The organism is Ensifer sp. (genome assembly GCF_031989085.1).
GTDB lineage: Bacteria > Pseudomonadota > Alphaproteobacteria > Rhizobiales > Rhizobiaceae > Ensifer.
The window spans coordinates 1-25,176 of the sequence record NZ_DALZXU010000013.1; the positions used below are offsets into that span (position 1 = coordinate 1).

The 25,176-nt window shown below is 62.9% G+C and carries 24 protein-coding genes; 12 read left to right on the top strand and 12 right to left on the bottom strand.

Annotated elements, in window-relative coordinates; translation table 11 throughout:
• Positions 1-420: 420 nt before the first annotated feature.
• The 6 genes from RTP54_RS29230 to RTP54_RS29255 form a co-directional block, all read right to left on the bottom strand.
• A complete protein-coding gene (locus RTP54_RS29230) occupies positions 421-726 on the bottom strand; it encodes a hypothetical protein (RefSeq protein ID WP_112808201.1) in 306 nt (101 codons plus the stop codon).
• 312 nt (positions 727-1,038) lie between these two features.
• Positions 1,039-2,598, bottom strand: coding sequence for a sulfatase (locus RTP54_RS29235; RefSeq protein ID WP_312367463.1), 1,560 nt, complete (start codon positions 2,596-2,598; stop codon positions 1,039-1,041).
• Between the two features lie 61 nt (positions 2,599-2,659).
• Positions 2,660-3,640, bottom strand: coding sequence for an aliphatic sulfonate ABC transporter substrate-binding protein (locus tag RTP54_RS29240; RefSeq protein WP_409517232.1), 981 nt, complete (start codon positions 3,638-3,640; stop codon positions 2,660-2,662).
• A 23-nt stretch (positions 3,641-3,663) separates the two neighbouring features.
• Entirely contained in the window at positions 3,664-4,464 is an 801-nt protein-coding gene (locus tag RTP54_RS29245) for an ABC transporter ATP-binding protein (protein WP_112808195.1), read from the bottom strand.
• Entirely contained in the window at positions 4,461-5,258 is a 798-nt protein-coding gene (locus RTP54_RS29250) for an ABC transporter permease (protein WP_112808193.1), read from the bottom strand. Before RTP54_RS29250 ends, RTP54_RS29245 begins: the two co-directional genes overlap by 4 nt.
• Complete coding sequence (locus RTP54_RS29255) at positions 5,255-6,370, bottom strand: ROK family transcriptional regulator (protein WP_312367466.1); 1,116 nt, start codon at positions 6,368-6,370, stop codon at positions 5,255-5,257. The genes RTP54_RS29250 and RTP54_RS29255 overlap by 4 nt, the downstream gene beginning before the upstream one ends.
• Before the next feature lie 650 nt (positions 6,371-7,020).
• Here RTP54_RS29255 and RTP54_RS29260 point away from each other — a divergent pair.
• The 3 genes from RTP54_RS29260 to RTP54_RS29270 all read left to right on the top strand — a co-directional run bounded on the left by RTP54_RS29260 (position 7,021) and on the right by RTP54_RS29270 (position 11,595).
• The gene (locus RTP54_RS29260; protein ID WP_312367468.1) at positions 7,021-10,065 is read left to right on the top strand and encodes a PAS domain-containing protein; all 3,045 of its coding nucleotides are present in this window, start codon (positions 7,021-7,023) and stop codon (positions 10,063-10,065) included.
• 177 nt (positions 10,066-10,242) lie between these two features.
• Positions 10,243-10,389: a DUF1127 domain-containing protein gene (locus RTP54_RS29265; protein ID WP_112815170.1), complete on the top strand. Its 147-nt coding sequence runs from the start codon at positions 10,243-10,245 to the stop codon at positions 10,387-10,389.
• 315 nt (positions 10,390-10,704) lie between these two features.
• Positions 10,705-11,595 carry a hypothetical protein gene (locus RTP54_RS29270; RefSeq protein ID WP_312367470.1) on the top strand — a complete coding sequence of 297 codons (891 nt, stop codon included), beginning with the start codon at positions 10,705-10,707 and terminating at the stop codon, positions 11,593-11,595.
• A 16-nt stretch (positions 11,596-11,611) separates the two neighbouring features.
• Here the strand turns inward: RTP54_RS29270 and RTP54_RS29275 are convergent, their stop codons facing one another.
• Both RTP54_RS29275 and RTP54_RS29280 read right to left on the bottom strand, forming a co-directional pair.
• Positions 11,612-12,085 carry a Rid family hydrolase gene (locus RTP54_RS29275; protein ID WP_312367472.1) on the bottom strand — a complete coding sequence of 158 codons (474 nt, stop codon included), beginning with the start codon at positions 12,083-12,085 and terminating at the stop codon, positions 11,612-11,614.
• Positions 12,086-12,144: 59 nt separating this feature from the next.
• On the bottom strand, positions 12,145-12,678 hold the full coding sequence (locus RTP54_RS29280; protein WP_312367474.1) for a TetR/AcrR family transcriptional regulator: 534 nt from the start codon (positions 12,676-12,678) through the stop codon (positions 12,145-12,147).
• 292 nt (positions 12,679-12,970) lie between these two features.
• On the opposite strand from RTP54_RS29280, the gene RTP54_RS29285 reads away from it, so the two are divergent.
• A complete protein-coding gene (locus tag RTP54_RS29285) occupies positions 12,971-13,687 on the top strand; it encodes a lysoplasmalogenase (RefSeq protein WP_312367476.1) in 717 nt (238 codons plus the stop codon).
• Positions 13,677-15,101: a coniferyl aldehyde dehydrogenase gene (locus RTP54_RS29290; RefSeq protein ID WP_312367478.1), complete on the top strand. Its 1,425-nt coding sequence runs from the start codon at positions 13,677-13,679 to the stop codon at positions 15,099-15,101. Before RTP54_RS29285 ends, RTP54_RS29290 begins: the two co-directional genes overlap by 11 nt.
• Positions 15,102-15,154: 53 nt before the next feature.
• Here RTP54_RS29290 and RTP54_RS29295 read toward each other — a convergent pair whose 3' ends face one another.
• The 3 genes from RTP54_RS29295 to RTP54_RS29305 all read right to left on the bottom strand — a co-directional run bounded on the left by RTP54_RS29295 (position 15,155) and on the right by RTP54_RS29305 (position 19,834).
• Positions 15,155-17,845 (bottom strand): TonB-dependent receptor domain-containing protein, encoded by a 2,691-nt coding sequence (locus tag RTP54_RS29295; RefSeq protein WP_312367480.1) that lies wholly within the window; start codon positions 17,843-17,845, stop codon positions 15,155-15,157.
• Positions 17,846-18,016: 171 nt separating this feature from the next.
• A complete protein-coding gene (locus RTP54_RS29300) occupies positions 18,017-18,964 on the bottom strand; it encodes a FecR family protein (RefSeq protein WP_312367481.1) in 948 nt (315 codons plus the stop codon).
• Between the two features lie 93 nt (positions 18,965-19,057).
• Entirely contained in the window at positions 19,058-19,834 is a 777-nt protein-coding gene (locus RTP54_RS29305) for an RNA polymerase sigma factor (RefSeq protein WP_312367483.1), read from the bottom strand.
• 119 nt (positions 19,835-19,953) lie between these two features.
• Between RTP54_RS29305 and RTP54_RS29310 the strand changes: the two genes are divergently transcribed.
• The 5 genes from RTP54_RS29310 to RTP54_RS29330 all read left to right on the top strand — a co-directional run bounded on the left by RTP54_RS29310 (position 19,954) and on the right by RTP54_RS29330 (position 23,353).
• Positions 19,954-20,418 carry a hypothetical protein gene (locus RTP54_RS29310; RefSeq protein ID WP_312367485.1) on the top strand — a complete coding sequence of 155 codons (465 nt, stop codon included), beginning with the start codon at positions 19,954-19,956 and terminating at the stop codon, positions 20,416-20,418.
• Complete coding sequence (locus RTP54_RS29315) at positions 20,415-21,416, top strand: toll/interleukin-1 receptor domain-containing protein (RefSeq protein WP_312367486.1); 1,002 nt, start codon at positions 20,415-20,417, stop codon at positions 21,414-21,416. Before RTP54_RS29310 ends, RTP54_RS29315 begins: the two co-directional genes overlap by 4 nt.
• 204 nt (positions 21,417-21,620) lie before the next feature.
• Complete coding sequence (locus RTP54_RS29320; protein ID WP_112808167.1) at positions 21,621-22,106, top strand: DMT family transporter; 486 nt, start codon at positions 21,621-21,623, stop codon at positions 22,104-22,106.
• Positions 22,103-22,525 carry a DMT family transporter gene (locus tag RTP54_RS29325; RefSeq protein WP_112808165.1) on the top strand — a complete coding sequence of 141 codons (423 nt, stop codon included), beginning with the start codon at positions 22,103-22,105 and terminating at the stop codon, positions 22,523-22,525. The genes RTP54_RS29320 and RTP54_RS29325 overlap by 4 nt, the downstream gene beginning before the upstream one ends.
• A 330-nt stretch (positions 22,526-22,855) precedes the next feature.
• Positions 22,856-23,353 (top strand): DUF2165 family protein, encoded by a 498-nt coding sequence (locus RTP54_RS29330; RefSeq protein ID WP_312367487.1) that lies wholly within the window; start codon positions 22,856-22,858, stop codon positions 23,351-23,353.
• 52 nt (positions 23,354-23,405) lie between these two features.
• Here RTP54_RS29330 and RTP54_RS29335 read toward each other — a convergent pair whose 3' ends face one another.
• Entirely contained in the window at positions 23,406-23,717 is a 312-nt protein-coding gene (locus RTP54_RS29335) for a hypothetical protein (protein ID WP_312367489.1), read from the bottom strand.
• A gap of 641 nt (positions 23,718-24,358) precedes the next feature.
• Here RTP54_RS29335 and RTP54_RS29340 point away from each other — a divergent pair.
• Together RTP54_RS29340 and RTP54_RS29345 are read left to right on the top strand one after the other, a co-directional pair.
• Positions 24,359-24,778, top strand: coding sequence for a VOC family protein (locus tag RTP54_RS29340; RefSeq protein ID WP_312367491.1), 420 nt, complete (start codon positions 24,359-24,361; stop codon positions 24,776-24,778).
• A gap of 175 nt (positions 24,779-24,953) precedes the next feature.
• Complete coding sequence (locus RTP54_RS29345) at positions 24,954-25,163, top strand: hypothetical protein (RefSeq protein ID WP_312367493.1); 210 nt, start codon at positions 24,954-24,956, stop codon at positions 25,161-25,163.
• Positions 25,164-25,176: the final 13 nt, after the last annotated feature.

The window sequence follows — 25,176 nt, forward strand, 5'->3', positions numbered from 1 at the left end:
GCCGCAAGCTCATGCCCGGCATGCCGGTCGAGGTCTTCGTCCAGACCGACGAGAGGACCGCAATCTCCTACCTCACCAAACCCTTCACCGACCAGATGCTCAGGGCGTTCCGCGAGGAGTAGGGGGAGGCGCTGCCAACAAGGGCGGCGAACGCCGCATGTGATGCTCTCTGGAAAAGGTGCGTGGTGCCAACAGCGCATGCCGATTGCGCGCATCGGCGCGCAGCTTGCGCAAATGTCCGTCGTCAGCAGGCGGCTCGGGCGATGCGACCGATTGATGAACGGCATGGCGCAATGCCCGGCTGTTCATCACGTTATCGACGACGACGAAGACGTTCCCTTCCCGCGGATGATTTTTGATCGGTCCGCCGGATTTCGCCCATTGCCGCGTGTGAGTTACGTGACACCGCGGCGGGCGTATCTAGATGCCGGATCCGTCGAGTTCCCGCTCATCGTCGCCCTGCCAGGGTGACGGCATGGCGGTGCGATTGAGATTGGCCGAGGGCATAGGCATCCAGCACTTCAGTTCCGGCTCGGCATATTCGATGATGCGACCAGGCGAGGAATCGGATGCGCGCCAGCCTTCCGGGCCGAACCGATCGCCATGCGACCAATAGGCGAGGTCGACCTCTGCCGGTCCCTGTTCGGACGGACGGATCGTCACGAGGATCCGACTGCCGTTTTTCGGCGCGCTTGCCATGTGGCGCCAGGGGTCCGGTTCCGCCATCATTCTTCCTCCTGTCTTGCTACCGGTCGCAAGTGTCGCCTCGCCGTCTCGAACGGTCAACTCCACTCTTTGCCCTTCTGGCCATTTCACGATTGGGTTGGGGGTCACAGGCAGGAAACGGCATCGGCATGGTGCTGATCACTCATGATTACGCGCGCCGTTTCCTGGCCTGGATGCATGCGTGCCATCCTGGTCAACCGGAGGATTGCAGGCGTCGTGGTAATCATCGCACCCGACGGTGTCGCCGGGCGGGCTTTCGGCTGGCAGCGGGCCGGATGCCCTGGCCCGCCGATCCGTCGTTTGGCGCCTGGATCAGGCCGCCGTCTGTCTGCGAAGGCCGGAAAGGACCGCAGCGCTATCATGCTCTGCAACGTCTCCGATCTCGGCCATCTTGCGATCGAGCTTGGCGAGCATGCCGGCGAAGATGTCGGAATAGGCCGGGTCATGGGCGCGATTGTGCAGTTCGAACGGGTCTTCCACACAGTCGAAAAGCTCCCATTCGGGTGGTTCGTCGCCGCGGTGCGCGCCGAGCTGGTCGAGCGGATCGTTGTACCAGTAGATCAGTTTGTAGCGGCCGTCGCGCACGCCGTAATGGGCAAAGGCGTTGTGGAATTCGTCCTTGTGCATCCAGTAGCGGTGGTAGGCCACACTCTGCGGGTCGGTTTCGCCGGCCTGCTCCAGGAGCGCCCGCATGCTTTCGCCTTGCATGTAGCTCGGGATCGTCAGCCCGGCATAGTCCAGGAATGTCGGGGCAAAGTCGACATTGGTGGCGATCGTGCTGGACGTCGAACCCGCGGCAATGCCGGCCGGGTATCGCACCAGGAACGGCATCTGCAGCGATTCCTCGTACATGAACCGCTTGTCGAACCACCCGTGCTCGCCGAGGAAGAACCCCTGGTCGGAGGTGTAGATGACGATCGTGTCGTCCGTCAGCCCTTCGGCGTCGAGATAGTCGAGAAGCCGGCCGACATTCTCGTCCACGGCCGCGATCGTCTGCAGATACCGCATCATGTAGCGCTGGTACTTGAACAGGGCCAGCTGATCCGGATCGGTGAATTCATAGGCCTCACCGGTGTTCACGTCGATCAGGCGCAGCGCCTCGCCGTCGATCGTGTCGGGGACCTTGCGATGCGTCCAGCCGGGCAGGAGAAGGTCGCCGACCTCTTCGCCGCCTTCCGGCTGCACCAGTCCTAGATCCTTGTAGGTCATATCAGACTTGATGCGCATCTTCGCAGCCGCTGCTGCGGACGCGCGGTTGGCGTAGTCGTCGTCGAACGTGTCGGGAACCGGCAGCTGGCCGTCGGCATAGAGATGGCGGTGGCGCGGGTGCGGCTCGAAACTGCGATGCGGCGCCTTGTGATGGCACATGAGGAAGAACGGACGCGTGGCGTCGCGTGCGCCCAGGAAGTCGAGGCATTTGTCGGTGATGATATCCGTCGCGTAGCCTTGCTCCGCGCGTGGCCCGTCCCGGTCGATCATGACGGGATCGAAGTACTCGCCCTGGCCCGGCAACACGGACCAGGCGTCGAAGCCGCTCGGTTCATGGGCCTTTCCTTCTCCCAGATGCCACTTGCCGAAAATGGCGGTCTGGTAGCCGGCGGCGCGCAGATGCTTGGCGACGTTTGGCAGTCGATTGTCGATATGGGTGTCGAGCGTCGTGACCAGGTTGACGTGGTTGTACGTGCCCGTGAGGATCGCCGCCCGACTGGGCGTGCAGATCGAGTTGGTCACGTAGCAATTGTCGAGGCGCATCCCGCCATCGGCGATCCGGTCAAGGTTTGGCGTGCTGTTCAGACCCGAACCATAGGCGGAAATCGCCCTGGCCGCATGGTCGTCCGACATGATGAACAGGATGTTGGGCTGCTTGGTCATTGGAGGCTCACTGGATCGTGCGCCCGCCGGTCACTTTGTGACACGGCGGGCCATGTTTTACTCATTTGCCGGCGTAAAGATCCGCCAGGTAGTAGTCTTTCGGGTCGAGCGGGTTCTGCAGCTTGCCGAAGGCGACGAACTGTTCGTTCAGGCCTTTCAGCCAGTTGATGACCGTTCCATCCTTCGATGCGGCAACCAGCTCGGCCGATGTCAGGAACTGGCCGTTCTGGCTTTCCGTCACCAGCGGTTCCGCCGGCACGCCAAGGAACTTGGCGGTGATGGCGACCGATCGTGGCACGTCGGCGGCGCGATAGTCGTTGGCATCCTTCATCACGGCGATGAACTTGCGCACCGTATCCGGATCCTGGTCGGCGAATTCGTTGCGCGCGACAAAGGCCGACGGGAAGGAGTTGGCGGGATAGAAGTCGGCGCTCTTTGCAACCTCGACGAGATCGGGGACCGTCTTCTTGATGATGCCGACAAGCGGGTACCAGATGCCGGCTGCGTCGATCTGCTTCGATGCAAATGCCGAAACCACGGTCGGCGGATCCATCTTGATCACTTCGACATCGGCGATCGTCATGCCGGCCTTGGCCAGTGCCAGCCGCAACAGCATGTCGCCAGAGGTCCCCTCGGGAACGCCGATCTTCTTGCCCTTCAGGTCCGCCATCGAGCCGAAGCCGGCCTGCGCGATGACGCGGTCGGACAGGCCGAGTGCATTCATCGCAACGAGCTTGGCCTTGCCGGTGGCCGGCAGCCACAAGGCGCCGGGGCCGACATAGCCGAAATCGAGGCTGCCCGCACCGAGCGCCTGGATCTGGATCGGGCCGTTCGTGAAGACCTTGAGTTCCGGCTCGAGGCCATGTTTTGCCCAGAGATCCTGGTCATTGGCGATGGCGGTGAGGCTCGTGCCGAAATAGTCGGCGATGTAGCCGACCCGCACCGGAGTTGCCTGGGCGAATGCGCTGCGCGTCGTCAGTCCGATCGCCGGGGCGGCGAGGGCGCTGGCTGCGGTTGCAGCCAGGAAATGGCGTCTGGTAATCCTCATGTCGAAGTTCCTCCTCATTATATATTTGATTCTATTTGCGGCTTCTGGTGGTAGACTGCGTGCCAGACCCGGTTGCGGACTTCGGCGAATTCCGGCGACAGACGCATCGCTTCGGTGCGCGGGTAAGGCAGGTCGACGGGGATGATCTCCTGCAGGCGGCCAGGGCGGGCGGCCATGACGATGACGCGATTGGCGAGATAGACGGCTTCGTCGACGTCATGGGTGATGAAGACCACCGTGCGCCGCTCCTGCGTCCATGTGTCGAGAAGCTGATCCTGCATGCCGACGCGGGTCAGGGCATCGAGTGCGCCGAAAGGCTCGTCCATCAGCAGAATGGTCGGATTGACCGCATAGGCGCGCGCGATGGCGCAGCGTTGCTTCATGCCGCCTGACAGCGTCTTGGGCAAAGCGTCGGCGAAATCGGCCAGCCCGACCAGGTTGATGAAATGGTCCGAGATACGTCGGCGTTCGGTCGCCGGCATGCCCTTGATGCGAAGCCCGAACTCGACGTTCTGGCGAACGGTCAGCCAGGGAAACAGCGCGTATTGCTGGAAGATGACGCCCCGTTCCGGTCCCGGGCCATGCACGTCCTTTCCGTCGACGAGCACCCGTCCATCCGAGACCTCGGTGAGGCCGGCCGCGATGTTCATCGCTGTCGACTTGCCGCAACCGGACGGGCCGACCACGGTGACGAACTCGCCATCGGCAATGTCGAGCGACAGGCGATCCAGGGCGAGGAAGCTGCCGGCGCCGTCTCCGAAGCGCCGGCTGACGTTCTGGAAGGAAATTTTCGGCACGTCTGCCGTTGAAGAGGTCATCGCGCGCGCTCCTGCCATTGCGTCAACCGGCGCTCGGCCGCCTGAACCAGCCGGTCCATGACAAGCCCGAGAATGCCGATGGTGATCAGGCTCACGAAGATTGTCGGCAGGTCGTAATAGAGCTGTGCCTGCTGCATCCGAAAGCCGAGGCCCGACTGCGCCGCGATCAATTCGGCGGCGACGACCGTCGCCCAGGCCGAGCCGAGGCCGATGCGCACCCCCACGAGAATGAAGGGGGTGGAGGCCGGGATGATCACCCGCGGGAAGATGATGCGATCAGTGGCGCCCAGCACACGGGCTGCATTGATCAGCGTGCGGTCGACGCTGATCACACCCTGATAGGTGGCAACGACGCAGGACAGGAAGGAGGCGAGGAAGATCACGAAGACCTTCGGTGCCTCATCGATGCCCATGGTGACGATAGCCAGCGGGATCACGGCCAGTGGCGGGATCATCCGGAAGAACTGGACGTAGGGTTCGATCAGCGCGCGCGCCACCCGGTACCAGCCCATCAGAAAACCCACCGGTATGGCAAGGGCGACCCCCAGGAAAAAGCCGGTGAGGACGCGGCGCAGGCTGGAGACGATGTCGAGCGGCAACTGGCCGTTTGCAATCAGCTCGATGCCGCGTGTGAAAACTTCCACCGGTCCGGGTAGAACGACCAGCTGGGCAGCGGTGATCGCCCACCACAGCCCGACACCGCAGGCAAAGGCCAGCAGGTTGAGGAGGATCGGCGACCAATCGATGAATGCCTTGTTCCGTGCGCTTTGCGTCACACCTGCTGCCCCCGTCATGGCCGGATCCCCGAATAGAAAAAGTGATCGAGCGCCACGGCCGCCCCGCCGATCGCTCCCGAGAGCGCGCCGAAATGCGTGCGCTCGATGCGCAGGACATCGCGCATGTGCGGCATGACCCGCGGCGGCAGGTTCTTGAGCAAGTGGCTGAACAGACTGTCCGGCGCTTCGCCGAGGTGGCCGCCGAGAATGATCAGATCGGGCGTGAGCAGATTGACGGCGATGGCGAGCGAATCCGTCAGCCGGTTCACTGTCGGTCCCCAGGCATCCGTCGATTCGAGGCGTTGCATCAGATCGTTCGGCGCACTTCCCTCAAGGCCTACGGCGCGCATCAGCACGCTTTCGTTGACATAACTTTCCAGGCACCCGTGGTTGCCGCAGCTGCAGAGCGGACCGTGGTGCGAGATCTGGATGTGGCCCAGTTCGACGGCGCCGTGGCCGCCCGGCCGGAACGGCAGGCCGTCGACGACGAGCCCGGCGCCGAGGCCGGTGCGCAGATAGACGTAAAGCACCGCCGGAACACGTCGCCCGATGCCATAGCGCACCTCGGCAAGCGCCATGGCGCTGACATTGTGCTCGAGCACGACCGGCAGCCCCGTCTTCGCTTCGAACGCATCCGCCAGGGGCAGATTGCGCCAGCCGGTGTTGATCGACGTCAGGATGGAGCGCTGGTCGGCGTTGACAGGTCCGGGAACGCCGACGCCGACCCCGAGCAGGCGAGGATGTCCCGCCTCGTCCAGCAACCTGGCAAGCGCCTCGGCGGCGCGCGCGACGACCTCGTCGGGCGGCGTGTCGCGCACGGAGTAATCGAAGGAGGCGGTAGCCCTGGCGCTCGCGGTCAGATCCGTGATCGCGATCTGAACCAGCCCGGCGCCAAGGTGAATTCCAGCGACATGAAAGGCATCGGGGATCAGCTTGATCGCCTGGCCGGGGCGTCCGATGCCCGACGTCTCGGCAATTTCCGATTCCAGCACGGCGCCGTCCTGCAACAGCGCGGCCGTTACGTGTGTCAGGGTGGTGGCCGACAGCTTGCTACGCCGCGCCAGTGACGCGCGAGACTGCGGCCCCTCATCCCGCAGGATGCACAATATGTCCCCACGATGGTTGCCCACCCAGCGCTCCTCCCTTTATTTTCTAAAGCGTAGAAAGTAATTGCCGTGCTTGTCAAGCGCACAAGCCGCGCAAGCCGATCCAGCAAGGATTTTTCATGCCGGCGAATACGGCTGCGCACGCACATCTGTCTGCGCAAGACGCCTTCACGAATGCACATGACCGCTCCGAAGAGGCCGGTCGGCCGGAAATGTCCAGTTTTCGGGGCCAATTCCGACGATGCTCCGCCCATGACGGGCGCCCCTTTCGTCGACGCCATGAGGTGGAAATTGGTCTCACCAGTGGCATGTATTGCCGGGCGCCCACGTGCTTGCCGGGTGCTCGCGACAATCGATAGGCTTGCTCCGTTTTTCCCACCTCTGCATCGCTACGAGGGTCATCGTCCGGTCGGAAGCGATGGCCGCTGAGACGACAGATGCGAACCCTGTCAGCTTCCGCTATAGGTCTGGGCAACACGCGTTGGCGCCGTAGCGACGAATGACGCTTCACCATGTCTCGAAATGCCGTGGCGCGGCCTTGAATTTTGTCCAAAATCGGACATCTAACGTGACTTCTCGCTGGTGCCGGCCCATTGGGCCCAAACATTGGCTTTATGCTTCGGTGCAAACTCCAAACTGCCTGCAGACCCGGTCGCGGCGCTATGAAATGAACCATGGACACCACGCTCACGCCGCCGCTCGTTTTCGTCAATTCCGACAATGTGATCTCCGGATGGAGCGATGGGGCCCAGCGCCTGCTCGGCTGGTCCGGGGATGAGGTGGTCGGGCGGCCGCTATCGACGATTTTTGACGAACGCGGCTTCTTCATCGGTTCGACCGGCCCACAGGATCTCGATGCCGAGGCAGTCCCGTCTCCGGACGGAGGTTCGGTGCTGGCGCTGAGGGGCAACGGCCGGCAATTGCTGGAGGAGCAGCTGGAACTGACCTTTGCCAATGCGGACGTCATCGGCGCCTGGGACTGGGACATCGCGGCCGACCGCGTCGTTGCCGATGCGCGCTTTGCAAAGGTATTCGGGATCGACCCTGACAGCGCCCGCCAAGGACTGCCGCTTGCCGACTTTGCCGCCGGCGTCCATCCGGACGATCGAGCCCGGGTGACGGCGGAAATCAAGGATGCGATCGACGCCGGCTCAGCGTTCAACAGCGAGTACCGCATCCTGCGCTCGGATGGATCCTTGTCGCACGTGCTGGCGAGGGGCCGCCTTGTGCAGGGCAAGGGGCATCGGCCGACCCGCTTTCCCGGCGTGCTGTTCGACATCACCGCCAGGAGGTTGGCTGAAAGCGATGCGGTGACCAATCGCCTGCGCTATCGATCGCTGTTCGAAACCCTTCCCGACGGATTTTGCGTCATCAAGATGATCTGGGACGCGGACGGTGCGCCTGTCGACTACGAGTTCCTGGAGGTCAATTCCGCCTTCGTGAGGCACACCGGCATCGCCGACGCGGTCGGCAAGCGCATGCGTCGCGACGTGGCTGCCGGGCATGAACAGCACTGGTTCGACATCTATGGCCGGGTGGCAAGGACAGGCGAGCCCATCAGCTTCGAAAATCCGGCCGAGGCGCTGCAGGACCGCTGGTATCAGGTGCAGGCGTTTCCGATCGACGAAGCGCGATCGGATCATGTCGCCGTTCTGTTCAGCGACATTTCCGACCGCCGGCGAACCGAGGTGGCACTGAAGGCAAGCGAGGCCGAATTCAGGACGCTCTCGCAGTCGATGCTCAATCACGTCTGGACGGCAAAACCGGACGGTGAACTCGACTGGTTCAACGACCGCGTGCTGGCGTTCAGCGGCAGGAGTGCGCAGGAGCTCGCGGGCAGCGGTTGGGCTTCGATCGTCCATCCCGACGATCTCGAGACGGTGGCTGCAAGCTGGTCGGCGGCACTGGCGGCAAAGAAGGTGTACCAGACCGAGTTTCGCATTCGCAGGGCCGACGGCCGCTATCGCTGGCACCTTGTGCGAGCAGTTCCCGTGCGTGGCGACGGCGGCGAGATGCGCCGCTGGGTCGGCACCAACACCGATATCGATCACGCCAAGAAGAACGAGGCGGCGCTGGCCGACCTCAACGCGACGCTTGAGGAGCGGATCGCCGAGCGCAGCGAAGAGCTTCTCCAGTCGCAAAAGGCACTGCAGCAATCGCAGAAGATGGAAACCATCGGCAAGCTGACGGGCGGCGTGGCGCACGACTTCAACAACCTGCTCCAGGTCGTGGCCGGAAATCTGCAGCTTCTTTCGCGGGACGTGGCAGGCAACGAGCGCGCGGCGAGCCGGGTGGACAACGCTCTGGCCGGTGTCGCCCGCGGGGCAAAGCTTGCAAGCCAGCTCCTCGCGTTCGGCAGGCGGCAGGCGCTGGAGCCAAAGGTCATCAATGTCGGTCGCTTCGTCAAGGGCATGGACGATCTCCTGCGCCGCTCGATCGGCGAGGGCGTCGACATCGAGGTGATCGTTGCCGGTGGTCTCTGGAACACGCTTGCCGATCCGACCCAGGTGGAAAACGCGCTGCTCAATCTGGCAATCAATGCGCGCGACGCCATGGATGGCGCCGGCAAGCTGACGATCGAGGTCGGCAACGCGTTCCTCGACGATCACTACGCGACGATGCATGCCGATGTCAGCGCCGGCCAATACGTCATTCTGGCGGTATCGGACACCGGCTCCGGGATGTCGGACGATATTCTGGAGCAGGTCTTCGAGCCGTTTTTCTCCACCAAGCCGGAAGGCAAGGGCACCGGCCTCGGGCTCTCCATGGTTTATGGCTTTGCCAAGCAGTCCAACGGGCATGTGAAGATCTACAGCGAAGAGGGACACGGAACGACCGTCAAGCTGTACCTGCCGCGAGAGATCGCGGAGGAGGCGCGCGAAACGGCGGTCCATGTCGCCGGTCCAGCCGTCGGTGGAACCGAAACCATTCTGGTGGTGGAGGACGACGACGAAGTCCGCACCACCGTGGTCGAGACGCTTGCCGATCTCGGCTACCGGGTGCTGACCGCGCGCGACGCGCAGAGCGGCCTGGCCGTGGTGGAAAGCGGCGCCGCCATCGACGTGCTCTTTACCGACGTGGTGATGCCGGGAACACTGAAAAGCCCTGACATGGCAAAGCTCGCCAAGGCGCGCCTGCCCGATCTCGTGGTGCTGTTCACCTCAGGCTATACCGAGAATTCGATCGTGCATGGCGGCAAGCTCGATCACGGTGTCGAGCTCCTGTCGAAGCCCTATACGCGCGAAGCGCTCGATCGTCGCATCCGCCATCTGCTGGCCAACCGTCGGCAGGTCGCGCAACGCGGCCAAGGTGGCCAGGGCGGCGCTGTCGCCGCTGCCGCCGAACGCATGCCGCTGACGCTGCTCCTCGTTGAAGACGATTTCCTCATTCGCATGAACACCGCCGACATTTTGCGCGAGCATGGTCATGAGGTGATCGAGGCGGGTACGGCGGCACAGGCGATTTCGGCAGCGCAGGCCGGGCGCATCGACCTGATCCTGACCGATCTCGGCTTGCCGGACATGCAGGGTGGCGATCTGGCCGTTGCCGTTCGCGCCATCCGGCCCGAAGTCGGCGTTGTCTTTGCCACCGGCGAGACGTCGATGCCGCCGGGGGCATGTCCGGGCGCGGTGCTCCTGGTCAAGCCATACACCGAACGCAGCCTGCAACAGGCCATCGAGAAGGCGAGCGTACAGAAGCCGGGTCACAGACCGTCCTGATCCTGTCGCTGAACGCAGTACCGTAGGGAACAAGGATCCATGCACGGCTTGCAGGGGTGGGCTGAGGTCTTGGCGCTACTGCCGGAGCGGGTGTTGGCCTATATTCCTCTCATCGAAGCGAACGAAGCGCCAAGGACTGGCAGCTGAGCTTCGAAAGCCCAAGGAAAGGGGATCATCATGAACGTAGCACGCTCTTTCAACAACTGGCGCAAGTACCGGCAGACGGTCTCCGAACTCGGCCGCATGTCTTCGCGCGAACTGCGCGACCTGGGCATCGAGCGCGCCGACATCCCGGCGATCGCCCGGGCCGCCTTTGGTCGCTAACCGCGGCTGAGACGACTAAGTTTCATAAAACGCCCGCTCGGAAACGAGCGGGCGTTTTCGTTCGTACCTTGAGCGTGAACGCCCAGGCGGCATTGGTATTTCTGGCGGCTCAAGGGCCTTGCGACAGTCGGCAAGCCCCTGCGACGCTTGGCGCCTCGACGCTGCAAAATCGATCGGCTAGATCGACGCGGAATGTACCGGGGCGGCGAGGGTGTCCAAATCAAGCTGCGGCAATCGTAAGATCGCTTGATCCGGGTCGCAGGCGCACCGTGCGCCCGACATCGCCGTTCGCCGTCGCGACAGCAAAGGATGATCATGACCGCGTTCAGCCAGGACGATGCAGCCCGCGCATTGTTTCGCGATTATTCGCTGGAAATTACCGGCAAGGATATCGGGCACGTCGGGGCGTCGAGGGCAGCGATACCCGCGGGCACGCCGATCAACATTGCCTTCCTTGGAAACGAGACCCATGCGCAACGCATCGAGGCGGCTTCCCGCATCCGGGAATGGGGGTTCGAACCCGTTCCAATCATTTCGTCCCGGCGTTTGAAATCGGTCGAGGACCGGGACGATCTGCTGAGCGGCCTGGTCAGCTCCGCCCGGCCCGTCCGCTTCATGCTCGTGGGCGGCGATCCCTCCACGCCGGCTGGACCCTACCGGGATTCTCTCGACCTGATTGCCAGCGGCATTCTTGCGGACCACGGCATCACCCGTGTCGGGATTGCCGGTTACCCCGAGGGCCATCCGAAGATCGAGCAGGCCCGTCTTTGGGATGCTCTTCAACGGAAGGTGCAGTTGCTAGAGGACCAGGGCTGCTCGGTGGAGATCACTACGCAGTTCGGCTTTGATGCCGGTGCCGTCATCGACTGGATCGTGCAGTTGAGGGCGCGCGGGATCGCTTCTCCAGTGCGCATCGGCGTCCCGGGGCCCGCGGACGTTAAGCGCCTGCTCCGCTTTGCCGCGCAATTCGGCGTGGCATCCTCCGCGGCCGTCGTCGGCAAATATGGGTTTTCACTGGCAAACCTCGTCAACAGGGTCGGGCCGGATCGCTTCATGCTTGGGCTCGCGCAAGGCACGGCCGGCCGCGAGCTGGGGCCGGTCCTGCTGCATCTCTACCCCTTTGGCGGTCTCGCCGAGACGGTTGCCTGGGCGGCCCGGGCTGCTCAGGGGCGGACCGTCGACGACAGGGCCGGCCTCGAGGCCTGACGGGCCGGCGGTCGCATCAAGGGCGCGATGAAAGCGGCGCGAACGCTGTCGCCTTGATCTCCACGAGGCCGCCTTCCGGATTGAGCTCGGCGACGGCAAGTTCGATCGCGGCCGGATAGGGGGCGGCAAAGTACTCGTCGCGCACGGCGGCGATCGCCGCCAGCTGCCCGTCCTTGTCCAATGCCAGGCGGTCGCTTCCAAACACATGGAACATCTGCAGCTCGACAACGTCGTCGAGCCGCGCGTCACAGGCCTGCAGCAACCGCCCGATCAGGGTGAACACCCGGCGCAATTCGCGGCGAAACCCTTCGGCGTCCATCGGTTCGGGCGCGCTGTTGACGGCAACGACGCCCGATAGATGGACGAAATCGCCGGCGCGGCGCGCCGGAGCATAGTGAAATTGCGCCACGTCCTCACGGAGTTCGGCCGGTATTGCGACCATTCCTGTCCGCGTGGGAACGAAATGCACGGTGGCGTCGATGGACTTCATCACATTATCCTTCGGTTTTCTGGGTGGACGTCGCAAGCTGTGGCCGGGTTAACCCGACTTCATCGCAAGGCGGCGAGGGATGGCTGGACGAGGGCTTCGAGGTCCCGTCTGCTGGCGCCGTCTCGGGCCTGCATCGAGATGGCCTGCATGATGGCGCCGTAGTACCTGGCGAGGGTCGCGGCGTCGGCGGTTTTTGGCAGGTCGCCCTCCGCCACGCCGCGCTCCAGTCTCGCGCGCACGCGCTCCATGGTTTCTCTGCGCAGGTCCTTCAAAAGGTCATAGAGCGGCCCGGTTTCGGGCTGGCAGTTCATCACGCCGAGGATCAGCAGGCAGCCGTTCGATTGCGGAGCGCCGAGCGCGACGTCGATGCTGGCGAGCAGCATTGCCTGTATCGCCTGTCGTACCGTTTCGCCCGTCTCGAGCGCGCGCATCGGTCCTGATCCGTCGTTGGCGACATAGATGTTGACCGCCTCGCGAAAGGCCTGCTCCTTGGAGCCGAAGGCTGCGTAAAAGCTCGGTGGCGTGATGCCGACAGCCGCCGTCAGGTCGTTGAGCTGGGCGGCCTCGTACCCCTTTGCCCAAAACACATCCATGATCTTTTCAAGAGCATTATCGCGGTCGAAACCACGCGGCCGTCCTCGGGTCGCCATCGGCATTCCTTTCTGTAGTCGGAATTATATAAATAGGCGGAAGGCGGTCTGCAAGTGCGACGCGAGAGCCGCGATGGTGTCCTTGCCTTGAGCGCGTAGGGAAATTTGTTCAGCTATGGACAATCCAGGGCGCTTGATTACAGTCGTGCGGATCAGAGGTTGCAGATCGGCGGTGGCGGCCGCGATCGGACAAGTGCGACGGACACGGTCCGAAAAAAGAAAACGAGGGGCAGGCATGGGGCAGGTGGGCAGTTTGGGCGCGCGAAACAACGCATGGATCTATGCGCTGTTTGTGGTTTGTGCGGTTCTCGCGATCGTCGGCAGTGTCATGGCCGGCGGCGATCCGTCCGGCTGGCGGTGGCTGCATTACCTGACGAAACCCACAGCGACCGTGCTTCTGCTCGTTGCGGTGCTGCGCAACATCGGACCGTCGTCGCGAAGCTTCGGCACGGCGATCGTCGTCGGCCTGGCGTTTGCTGCGGCCGGCGATTTCTTTCTGATGCTGCCCGGCGACTATTTCCTCGCCGGCCTCGTCTGCTTTCTTTTGACCCACTGCGCCTATATCTGGGCACTCACCCGCGACAGCCGCTTTGCCGCCGACAAGGGCATCTTCATCCTCTTTGCCATCATCGGCCTTGTCGTCATTGCCGGCTTGTGGACGTCCTTGCCATCCGCCTTGCGCATTCCCGTCGTCATCTATGCGCTGGCGCTGGCGGCAATGGCAGCGCAGGCGATTTCCCGAGACCGGCAAGTTGGCTCGGGAGCGCCACAGAAGTCGGCCGCCCGATCGGCTGCGCTCGGCGGTCTGTTCTTCATGGTCAGCGACACGTTGCTTGCCTATGGACGGTTCCGCTGGAACATTCCCTATAATGCGGTCTGGGTTCTGGGCACCTACTATGCTGCGCAATGGCTTTTTGCGCGCTCGACCGAAGGCAACACCCATGTCCGATAATCATACGTCCGGGATGGAGCTTGCTTTCGAGCGGTTGCGCGCCGCCTGGCACGATCAGCGTCCGTCCTACGAGCAGCGCCGGGACGATCTGAAGCGCTTGCGCCGTCTCTTTCGCGAGCGCATGGATGAAATGGCCACGGCGATCAGCGCCGATTTCGGCCATCGCTCGGTCCACGAAACGCTGCTCGGCGAAGGCAGCGTGGTTCTTTCGGAGATCGACCACACGCTTGCACGGCTGAAGGGCTGGATGAAACCGGAGCGACGGGCGGCCGGATGGAAGCTCTGGCCGGCAAAGGCGGAGGTGCGCTTCGTCCCTCTGGGTGTTGTCGGCATCATTTCGCCGTGGAACTATCCGGTCAATCTGGCGTTGGCACCGCTGGTCGCGGCCATCGGTGCCGGCAACCATGTCCTCGTCAAGCCATCGGAGCATACGCCGCTGACGTCGGCGTTCCTGCGCAGGCTGATCGCGGATGTCTTCCCCGATACGCGCGCAACCGTGGTGGTCGGCGGTGCCGACCTCTCTGCCGCCTTTTCCGCCCTGCCGTTCGACCATCTGTTTTTCACCGGTTCCACCGCCGTCGGCCGGAAAGTGATGGCGGCTGCCGCCCAGAACCTGACGCCGGTGACGCTGGAGCTCGGCGGCAAGTCGCCGGCCATCGTCGGGGAGACGGCCGATCTTCGCCGTGCGGCGAACCGCATCGCGACGGGAAAATTCTTCAATGCCGGCCAGACCTGCATTGCGCCGGATTATGTGCTTGTTCACGAGAGCAGGCGCGACGCCTTCGTCACCCTTTTGAAGGAAGAGACGGCCAGGCGCTATGGTGACGGCAAGGGCCAACGGGACTACACGTCGATCATCAACGACGGCCAGCATGCTCGCCTTGCCAATTTGCTCAGGGATGCGCAGGCGCGCGGGCACAGGCTGGTCACCCTTGCCGACATGCAGCCGCCACCTGCAGCGCGGGTGAGAATGCTGGAGCCGACGGTCGTCCTCGATCCCGCCCCGGACAGCGCCGTCATGCGCGAGGAGATCTTCGGGCCGATTCTGCCGGTGATCGGCTATCGCACGACGGAAGAGGCGATCAGCTATGTCGCCGGCCGCGACCGGCCGCTGGCGCTCTATTGCTTCAGTGCGGACAAGGCCGAAATCGAAACGATCCTTGCCGGTATTGTTGCCGGCGGCGTCTGCATCAATGACACGCTCTACCAGTTTGCCTGCAACGACATGCCCTTCGGCGGCGTCGGCGCAAGCGGCATGGGTCATTATCATGGCCGGGAAGGGTTTCTCACCTTCTCCAAGTCGATGCCGGTGCTGAGGAAATACGATCCGGCCCCGAGCGACCTGATCGCGCCGCCATACCAGGGCCTGACCGACAGGCTTGTCCGGTTGATTACCTGGCTTCCCGGCCGCTGAAATGCTTTTTCTGCCCGGATTGCGCCGGGCAGGTCTCCCATGTCGCGGTCGATCTAGAATTTTGCCGTGAGCGTTGCCCGCACCGTTCGCCCCGGCGACGGCATCAGCCCAAGGGTCAGCGCGTCCATGTAGTAGACATCGGTCACGTTATCGATCGACAGGTCGAAGCTTGCGGTTTCGCTGATCTTGTAGGTCGCGAAGAGGTCGAGGAGCGTATAGGGCTCCCAGGCGATCGAGGCGGTGTAGCCGCCGCTGCTGGTGCTCTTGGAATCGACCGCGCGTTCGCCCTGGTAGGTGACGCGACCACCAAGGGTCAGCTTCTCCTCGTAGAGCCGTGTTCCGAGTGTCAGGGTGCCGCTCATCTTCGGCGGAACATGCAATTGCGCGTAACCGTTGGGAACGCCGCCATCGAAGCATCGCTCTCGGCCGAAGAGCTGGTCCTCATTGGTGCAGAACTCGGTGTCGGTGTAGTAGATGCCGCCCACTTCTGTGAAGAACCAGCCGACATCGTAGCGCGCTGAAGCCTCGAAACCCTTGAATGCCGCGTAGCGTAGGTTGCGTAAGGTGGTGCTCGGCACCTTGTCGATGTCCGCGGTTTCGATCGTGCGCGTCAGGTAATTGTCGGTGCGGTTGTTGAAATAGGCGGCCTTGAACCGCACTTCGTCGTCGCTGTCGAACACGCCGTCGAAGAGCACGTTCATGCCGAACTCCCAGTTCCTGGTGTGCTCGGGCTTCAGCGCCAGCGTCGGCGCGGAATCGAACGACCACCCGGACGTGGATTCAAACAGGCTCGGCGAGCGGATTGCCTCCGCATAGCGCCCGTAGAATTGCAGGCCGTCGATCGGTTCGACCGTTGCGGCGATGATCGGCGCGAAGCCGGAGCTCTCTTCCTCGTTGTTGAGATAGAGGCCGGTCGCCACCCGCGTCGGGGTGTTGTCATAGCTGTGCGTCCAGGTGTAGCGCATCGTGCCGTCGAGCTTCAGCCAGTCGAAGGGTTTCCATTCGGAGGAGACGAAGCCGCTGGCTTCCCGGCGCCATCCGTTGCGGGCCTCGAGCGTGTTGTTGACGGCACCCGACAGCGAGGCGATGTTGTCAGGCGGCGCCAATGTCTCGTAGGTGTAGGATCCGCCATAGACGAGCGTCAGTTCGCCCCATTGCGTGTCGAGCAGGGATTCGTTGGAGATATCGACCCCCGTTCGCTTGGCGATGTCCCAATAGCCCTGGCTGTAATCGAGGCCGAAGAATTCGTAGGGCGTGCGGATCTGTGTCTCGACATTGGTGTGCCACAGATTGGCCTTGAGGTTGATCAGGTCGTTGTCGTCGGGCTGAAAATTGTAGCGGGCCGTATAGGTGTTGGACTCCACTTCGCTCAATGGTGCTTGCACGGCACCCTCGCCGCGGATGATGACAGAGGGCATCAACTCGCCGAATTCGCTCCGGTAGTTGATGTAGCCGAGATCGATGGTGTGGCCGCCATCGAGGGTGATCTTGCCTTTCAGCAGATACGAGCTGTTGTCCTGCGAGGTGTTGAGCACTTCTTCGCCGGCGCGATAGCGGTTGAGGCCGTCAAGGCTGAACGAGGTGATCTCGGTCCAGGTTTCCGGCCGCCCCGGTCGGCCCGGTCGCACGACCCTGTTGACGGACTTCTTGATGGTCGGGGTGTTGCCGTTGGTGCCGGCGAAGTAATTGCCGGTCTTGCGGCGCGAATAGGCCGCGACCACGTCGAGGTTTTCCCATCGCTTGGCAAAGGCGACGCTGCCGGAGCCAGACGATGGCTCGAACATGGCCGGCCGGTCGAAGCCCGTCGTGCCGCCGAAATTGGCAAGGTCGAGATGATCGGGCGCCGGCGTGATCGTGCAGCTGGTGTTGCAGCCGGTGGTGTAGGATTTGCTGACCCCGTAGACCCCGCCCGTCGTGCCGGCGGGCGGCGGGCTCGCCGTGTTCGACATCATGCCACCGCGCAGGCGAATGCCGATGTCCTTGCCGTCCGTCAAAATGTCGTCGGCGTTGATCGTCCGCATATGGGCGATGCCGCCCGTCGCGCCGACGCCGTAGACGCCACCGGATGGTCCCTTGATGATCTCGACGCCACCAATCAGGTCCGGATCGAGGTAGTTGCGCGAGGCGACGCCGGAATAGCCGCGATAGACGGTGTTCTGCTGCTGGGCGCCGTCGACGACGACCGGTACGCGCCCGAAGCCCTGCATGCCGCGAATGTTGATGTCGACGGCGCCGCTGTTGCGGTTGTCGCCGGTCATCACGCCCGGAATGCCCTTCAGGAAGTCGCCTGTCGACGTGCCCCTGAACAGCTCGATTTCCTCTTGCGAGATATAGGCGGAGGATGCGGCGGTCTGGTAGGTCGCATCCTCGGGGCGGCCGCCGGAGACCGCGATCGTTTCCAGCGCCGTCGCACCGTCCGCGCCCACTGTCGCCTGCCCAAGCGCCGCGCCATCGGCTGTCAGCACCACCGTCCGCTCGCCGGAGAAGCTGTAGCGAACGCCGGTTCCGGTCAGGATCTCACCCAGCGCGGCCTGCGGCGACTTTCTGCCGTTGACGCCGGGAGACCGCAGACCCCTTGCAATCGAGGCGTCGTAGATCAGCTGCAAACGCGAGACGTCGGCGAAGCGGTTGAGCGTTTCTGCAAGCGGCCCGGCCGGGATCGAGTAGTCGATGCTAGCGTCTTGCTGCGCCTGCGCTGTGCCTGCCAGAGATGGCAGGGTGGCGGCAAGCATCGTCGTGCTCATGAGCACGGACGTCATGATTGCCAGGGGGTGGAGTCTAGATCTCGTGCCGGTCGTCATTATGCCCTCGCATGCGAAATTCCCATGAGCAACCGTCACGCCCCAGGGCGTTTCGGTTTGCTCTCGAAGGGGAAGACGCTCGAGGGAAGAAAAACCGGACAATAAAAGTCAAGTTTATCGATGCAATACGATCACGGAGCTGCCGAGGCGGGTCGAGCGGATGCCGAGCGAGGTCTCAAGCGTATCGACGACCGCGGCGATATCGCCGAGTTCGAAGACGCCGTTGACATGCCGGTTGCGCAGATCGTCGCCGACGATGCGGATGAAACCGTGATGATAGCGATTGAGTTCCGCGACGACGTCGCCAAGCGGGCGCTCGGTGAAGATCAGTTTGCCGCGTCGCCACGCGGTCGCGGCCGCGGCGTCGACATGCGCAATGGTGCCGATGCCCGCGGCGTCGTAACGGACCTGTTCGCCGGCAGACACGGTTACCGGGGAGAAGGCGTCGTGCGTCGAGCGGACACTCACCCGGCTTTCGAGCACCGTGACGGTCGATGCGTCCGCACCCTCGCGCACGCCGTAGACCGTTCCAAGTGCCGTGGCGTCGCCGCTGCCGCTGGCGACGGTAAACGGACGGGCCGCGTCCGGTGCGACACTGAAGACGGCCTCGCCCTTCAGCAATCGGATGCTGCGCGCCGCATCCGTATAGTCGACGGCGATGGCCGAGGACGAATTGAGCTCGACCGTGCTGCCATCCGAAAGGGTCAGGCTGCGGATCTCGCTTGTCGCGGTGTAGGCGTCCGCCTGAAGACGGATCGGGAGATCGAAGCCCCAGGCGGCGACCAGCAGCAAGGCGGCCATTATCCCCGCGCTGGCGATCGCGCCCGCAAACGAGCGCCGCGCTTTGACCGGCCCTGCCGGTCGGGCGCGCGGTGGAGCCGCGATCCGGGAGAGCTCGTCCCATGTCCGCGAGACCTCGTCATAGGCCGCCCGGTTTTCGGGTGATGCCGAAAGCCAAGCGTCGAAACGCCGCTGGTCGGCGGGCGCAAGCGGACAGTCGCCCTGCCGAAAGAACCATTCGGCGGCCTGGTCCAAGGCGTCTTCCTGCCTTTCAGCGCTCATGGTTTTCCCTCGGCCCTTGGCCAAAATTCTAAAGACGGCGGGAGGTCACAGGCCAACGCCTGCCACCCCAGCGCCGACGGATGGGACTTCCGGTCAATCCTTCGCACGCAGCCTCCTTGCGCAATGGGCGGTGGCTGTTGCCAGATGCTTCTCGACCGCGCTTTTGGTGATGCCCATGCGTTCGGCGATCTCGGCGTGTGAGAGATTGTCGAACCGCCGCAGGATAAAACATTCGCGACATCTTGGCGGCAAGTCAGCAATGGCCTCCTCAAGGATTTTCAACCGCTGCCGCGCGATCACGCCGCGCTCGATGTCCTCGCGTTCGTCGGCAACGTCATCGTTCTCGAGCGGCCTGAAGCGAAGCTTCATGCGTCGTTGCCGGCGAAGATGGTCGATCGATAGATTGTTCAAGACCCGATAGAGGAAAGCACGCGGATTGCGCAGCGCCGACACATCGGAGTTGACGAGACGAAGATAGGCTTCCTGGACGAGGTCCTCCGCAGCTGCTGCGTCGCCCGCTTTCGCACGCGCATAGTTGCGCAGCTCGGCATAGTGGCTGCGTAACAACGGCGAAAGGGCGTCAGGATCTCTGTTGGTATCGTCGCTCACGGAAACGTCGGCTATTCCTGCGTCTGGATAACGGCTGTTGTCCGGTCGGAGGCCCCCCAGCGAAGAGGCATGCAGCCCTTCGCCTCCGCGCTCGGTGAGCATGGAAGGGCGGTGTCGCATGCGAGGCGCGGGTTCCCCAGAATGCCGAAGTCTCCTTGATTTAAACAGGAGTATAATACTCATGTTATTGCCTGAACTAGTCGCCTGGGCCTGACAATGCAAGGTGAAATTGCCGTTGTACGGCCGATCTCGGCCAGCCAAGCCAGATCTCCTGGGCTCTCCGGCGGACTGAGTGCCGCAACGTCAACGGCACCGCACCTGCCTTGATCTTGCGTTGCTAACGTGGATGCGTTTGAATTGATGGCAATGGGGGCGAGGCGATGGAAAAATTCGGCGACCGTATACCCGAAATGCGCATGAAGCATCTCGAGCTGATCCAGAGCGCGCTTTCCCGGATGAGCGACAACAGCGCGAGATTGAAAGGGCACTGCCTCAGCTTGATCGGCGCGATCGTGGGCCTTGCTGCCGCTCTCTCAAAGGACCAGATTGTCATCTACACCGTGCCGGTCGTGGTGGGATTTGCCATTCTCGACGCCTATTACCTGGCCCTCGAGCGAGGCTTCCGCTCCCAATACGACAAGGTGCGCAACGAAAAGCTCGAGGCATTGCCCGATTTTGCCATCGCGCCCGCGCGGCGCCAGTCGACGCTCAAGGCCTTCTTCAGCCTGTCTGTCGTGGGGTTCTACGGAGCCGTGACGATCGTAACGATCCTGATCTTCATCTTCATGCCGGATCGCGTCGCGCCGCCCGCCGCGTCAAACCCGCCACCGGTTGAGCAGCAATGACCGTTTTCGTCTCCTATTCGCACGCCGACCTGGAGACGATCGACAAAGTTCTTGCCGCCATGCCGCCCAAACTTGCGTTCTGGCTCGACAGGAACAGGCTGGAAGTAGGCGAACAGGTTACGGAGCGGATCAGGCACCAGATCAAGCATGAATCGGATCTCTACCTGATATTCGTCAGTCGCAACTCGTTGCAATCGAAATGGGTCAGGGACGAGTTCGCCATAGCCCTTGAGCTCGAACAACGCCAGCACCGCAAATTCATCATTCCCGCCGTCCTCGACGCGAGCGCCCTTGAAACGCAGGCAGATACGCTGACAGACTACGTGCGCAGCGTCCTTTACGTGAAGTACGACGGGGCTTCGACCATCAAGGTGCTGGCAAAGCAATTGTCGGACGCAATCTTCGCGCGCTACGTGCTGGAGTTCAAAGGCTTGCGGACAAACCTCTATACGACCGAGGCGAATGAGCGGGTGCGCGTGTTCACCGACCGCAACAAGTTGCCGCCTTTCCATGACGTCCTGCGTCGCTCCGCGACCCTCGATTTGCTGGCGTTTTCGGCGCGCGTCCTGAAAGACAACTGGACCGAGGTCGAGGTGGCGGTAAGGCGTGGGCTCAAGCTCAGGGTGGTCATGTTCAGTCCGCTGGAAGCCAATCGGCAATACTACGAAGCACTCGAGAGCATTCTCGGGGAAAGAAACGAGAAGGCGATCGAGCTGGAAAACGTCAACGGTCGTATCGCACGATTGAGGCAGTCTGGCGCTCTCACCGGTCTGCTTCAAACAAAGCTTCTGTCGGGCAAACCGTTGCTGCACAACATGTGGGTTAGCGATCGCGGCACCACCGCTGCGGAAGCGCATGTTTCCTTCTATGCCTATGGAGAAATGAGCAGAACGCCCTCTTTCCGATCGACGGCATACTCCGGCGATTTCGTCGATGCTCTGGCCACCGAGTTCGATGTCGTTTGGGACCTTTCGGTGCCGAACGAGCATTCAGTGTGATGGCCTGCAAAAATGCTCAAGCGGGCTCCCGTGTCGTCGAGGCAGCCGATGCGGTCGAAGCCGCGTCAGTTTCGGCCGGCTCGATTGCGAATTTCCGGATCAGCGCGCGCGAAAGCTGTCAGTCTGCGGTCGAAGTCTCTGGAGGAGACTCGATCTTGGAGTGATGATCACGGTCTGACATGATTCTAATTGCGAGCATCCGCCATGACCACGCCCTCCGCACATCGCCTGAACCCGCTGCACCTCATGGCAGCCTTCGGTACGGGCGGGCTGTTGACCCTGATGGTTCATTTCAACGGGGAGCTGGGGCGCTATGGCAATGCGCTGTTTTCGTCCTGGGCGGCACATGGGACGGGTACGGTCGCAGCCCTCGTTCTGCTTGCCATCCTCTACCCCTGGCGCAGTCGAAGCGAGGGAGCGAAGCCGCGGGCCCCGCTCTGGTCCTATCTCGGAGGAATCTCCGGCGCCGTCACCGTCATGCTGACCTCGTTTACGGTCAATTCGCCATTGGCATTGTCAGGAACGCTTGCCCTGGGGCTGGCGGGCCAGGTGATCTTCAGCATCGTGGCGGACCGCTGGGGGCTGTTCGGCCTGCCGATGCGCCGCCCTGATCGGCGCGATCTCGCGGCCATGACGCTGATCCTGGCCGGCAGCGCGCTCATCATTCTTTTCGGCAGGGGCGAGGCATGACCGTACCGATCCTCTTTGCCTGCCTTGCCGGTGTGCTGGTTGGCGTCAGCCGACAGGTCAATGGCCGGCTCAGCCTGTCGACCTCGCCGCTGATCGCTTCTTTCTGGAACCATGTCGTCGGCTTCGTCGCGCTGAGCATTCTCGGCCTGTCGATCGGTGGGCTCATTCCCGCAGGCGCCGCGCAAGCGCCCTGGCACGCCTATATCGGCGGCTCGATCGGCGTGATCTTCGTGGCCGCCGGCAGCTGGCTCATTGCGCGTATCGGTGCCGTCAACACTGCCCTGCTCGTCATCGGCGGCCAGATGGTATCGGGTGTAGCGCTCGATCTGATGCAAGGTGTGTCAGCAGGGCTTCTGGCCAGTGTTCTCGGCGTGGCTCTCATTCTTGCCGGCATGGCGCTCACCCAGCGTCGCCGGTAGCCAGCGATCGCAACCGGCGACAGGCGCGCTGACCAATGCCTTGCGCAGGCCCTCGTTCAATCCCCGCGCAAGGCAACAGACCACGGGTCCGCCGGCACGAATGGTGCCGTCGCCTTCGTGGCCTCAATATGGCGCGTCGACGGATGGGGGAACGGAGCGTTGCTGCGGGCGCAGTGATCCCCAGCTAATTGTCGGGGCTGTGGATAGTCCCCGCGAAAAATAGGGCGCAGATCAAAAAAAGCGGAATGCCGGCGTCACAGGCGGCGGCACTGGATCGTCATCAGGGTATCGCGCTCGAACGGGCGGACCTCAACCCATGGTGATATCGACATGACCCAATTGACCTCTCTTCTCCTGATCAAGGCCGTTCTGTTCTCGGGCATTGCGCTCTGGCTCGCCGTTATCGTTGCCAACAACATCATCGCCTTTCGCAACGGCGTCTATGCGATCGGTCTGCTCATGGGCATGCAATTGTTCGATCAGGAGCCGCCCATCCGCACGCCGCTGCTGTCGCGCCGCGTCAAAAGCGCGTTCTGGCATCGCGCCGTGTTCAGCGTCGTCCTGGCGATGGAAGTGATGACAATGGTGCTTATGGTGGGCGCCGCGATCCTGTTTTCCGCGGGCTTCGCTGGCGCTTCAAATGGCGCGGCGGCGATCCTTTGGGCAAATCTCGCTCTTGCGGCGTTCATCGCCCTCAGCGTCGTCATGCTCGTCGGCGGTGCCTGGTTTGCCTATTACATCCGTCAGGAGACGACGCAGATCACCCATTTCATCCTGATCGGCCTTGGGGTCGTCGGCACGTTGCTGGTGAACATGCCGGTACAATAGCGTGCGCATCGAGGTGGCTGCTGCAAATGGTCAGCCACCTCGATTTCTGCCGTCAGCGCCAGCGCGTGCCGCTCTGGCAGGATACGCCGACGAGAACGCCGAGCGCAAAGCCGATCAATCCGGCCGTGCTGACGACCGTCGTGGCGGTTCCGGGATTATCCTTTGCCGCATCAACCACGCTCTGTCCCTGCGCCCGGACGACCCGCGCCGCCGAGCGCATGCGCCCGCGGGCGTCATCGGCGAATTCGGCGGCGCTGTCGGCGGCTTCGCCGGCGCGCGCCGAGAGCGATTTTGTCAGCTCCGCGACCTGCGCGCGCAATTCGGAGATCTGGTCCTCGACGGATCGCTGAATATCATTGGCCATGTGTGCACCTCGCTTGTCTTGGCAAGGTAGCAACGAAGACGGGCGGCTTAAGTTCCGCGCGGGCTTTCGAATGCGATGGCAAGTTCGGGACGCGTGGCGCCGAGGCGGCAATCTGTTTTGTCAGGGGGTAAAAGGAAAAGGCCGCAGCTTCCGTCAAGCCTACGGTGCGAAGCGTCGTGAACGGCCACGTGGTCTCGTGGCAGCGAGGTAGACGTCAATCGCCCGCCCGACCCCATCCTAGAACTGATGGCGGTCGCGTTCCCGGGTCTTCTGCCAGAAAATAGCAGTTGGACGCAACCGATCAGTTGGCAATTCACTCACGTGAGCGAATTGCAAAAACAAAAAAGGCCGGCAATGCCGACCTTTTCCCGTTCGCTGCTCTGCCCTGCCAGTACATCCGTGGTCAGCGGTTTAGCGCGAACTCTGACCGGAGCATGCTGCCTCAGTGAGACTGTTCATGCTCGACGATCAATTCTTTGAACCCTATTTGGCGACTGATTGCGGCGATTTCAAGCCCCGGCGGAAACTTTGTTGGCGATCCGGCATTGTGTCATCAAGGCGGGAGCCGCGATGGCCCGAGGGGTCATTGACGGTACTTCGCTGATCGCATTTTCTTTCGATTGCAGCCGGAGGATTTAAGGATGGAACTGCACCGTGGCCGCCTGATCGACCATATTCAGCTCGTCGTCAAAGATCTGGACGCCAGCCGGCGCTTCTATGAAGCCGTGTTCCGCGCGCTTTCCGTGCCGCTCGGCGGCGAGGGCAAGGATTACTTCTGGGCCGACGAACTCTTTATCTCGAGCAGCACCAGCGCAGCCGCTCAGGGAGAGCTGACGGGTCGGCACCATCTCGCCTTCCAGGCCGGGGATCGCGCCATGGTCGACGGCTTCTACCAGGCCGGGCTAGAAAATGGCGGCACCGACAATGGCAAGCCCGGCGATCGACCCTATCACCCCGGCTACTATGCCGCGTTCCTGCTCGATCCGGACGGCAACAACATCGAGGCGGTGTTTCACGGCCCGGCCGCGCGCAGTGCCAGTTCGGTGAAGCTCACCTTCTAGACCCTCATCCGCGCATGCTCGAGGCCCCGCCGCGATGTGTTGGCGCAAGCGCCGAGGCTTGGCGCAAGTGCTGTCATGCGGGTCGCAGCGTCCCCGGTCCATTTTCCGCCAAAGCCTGCGCACTTGACATTGTTCTAAAAGCAGAACAAAAAGAGAACAGATGTGGAGATGAACGATGACCCGCACTGAAATCATCAATCGTGCCCTCGCCGCCGTCGCGGATTCCCGCCTGAAGCGGGAGCGCGACAGCGAGCGCCGCAAGCAGATTTTTGGGCGTATCGATCTGAGCGCCCACTTGCCCAAGCTGAGCCATGGCGTGCAGCTGAACCTGAACCTGGATGGCGGGCGGAAACGAGCCGAGCCGACGAGGGCGAAGTCCCACTGACCAGGGACGCCAT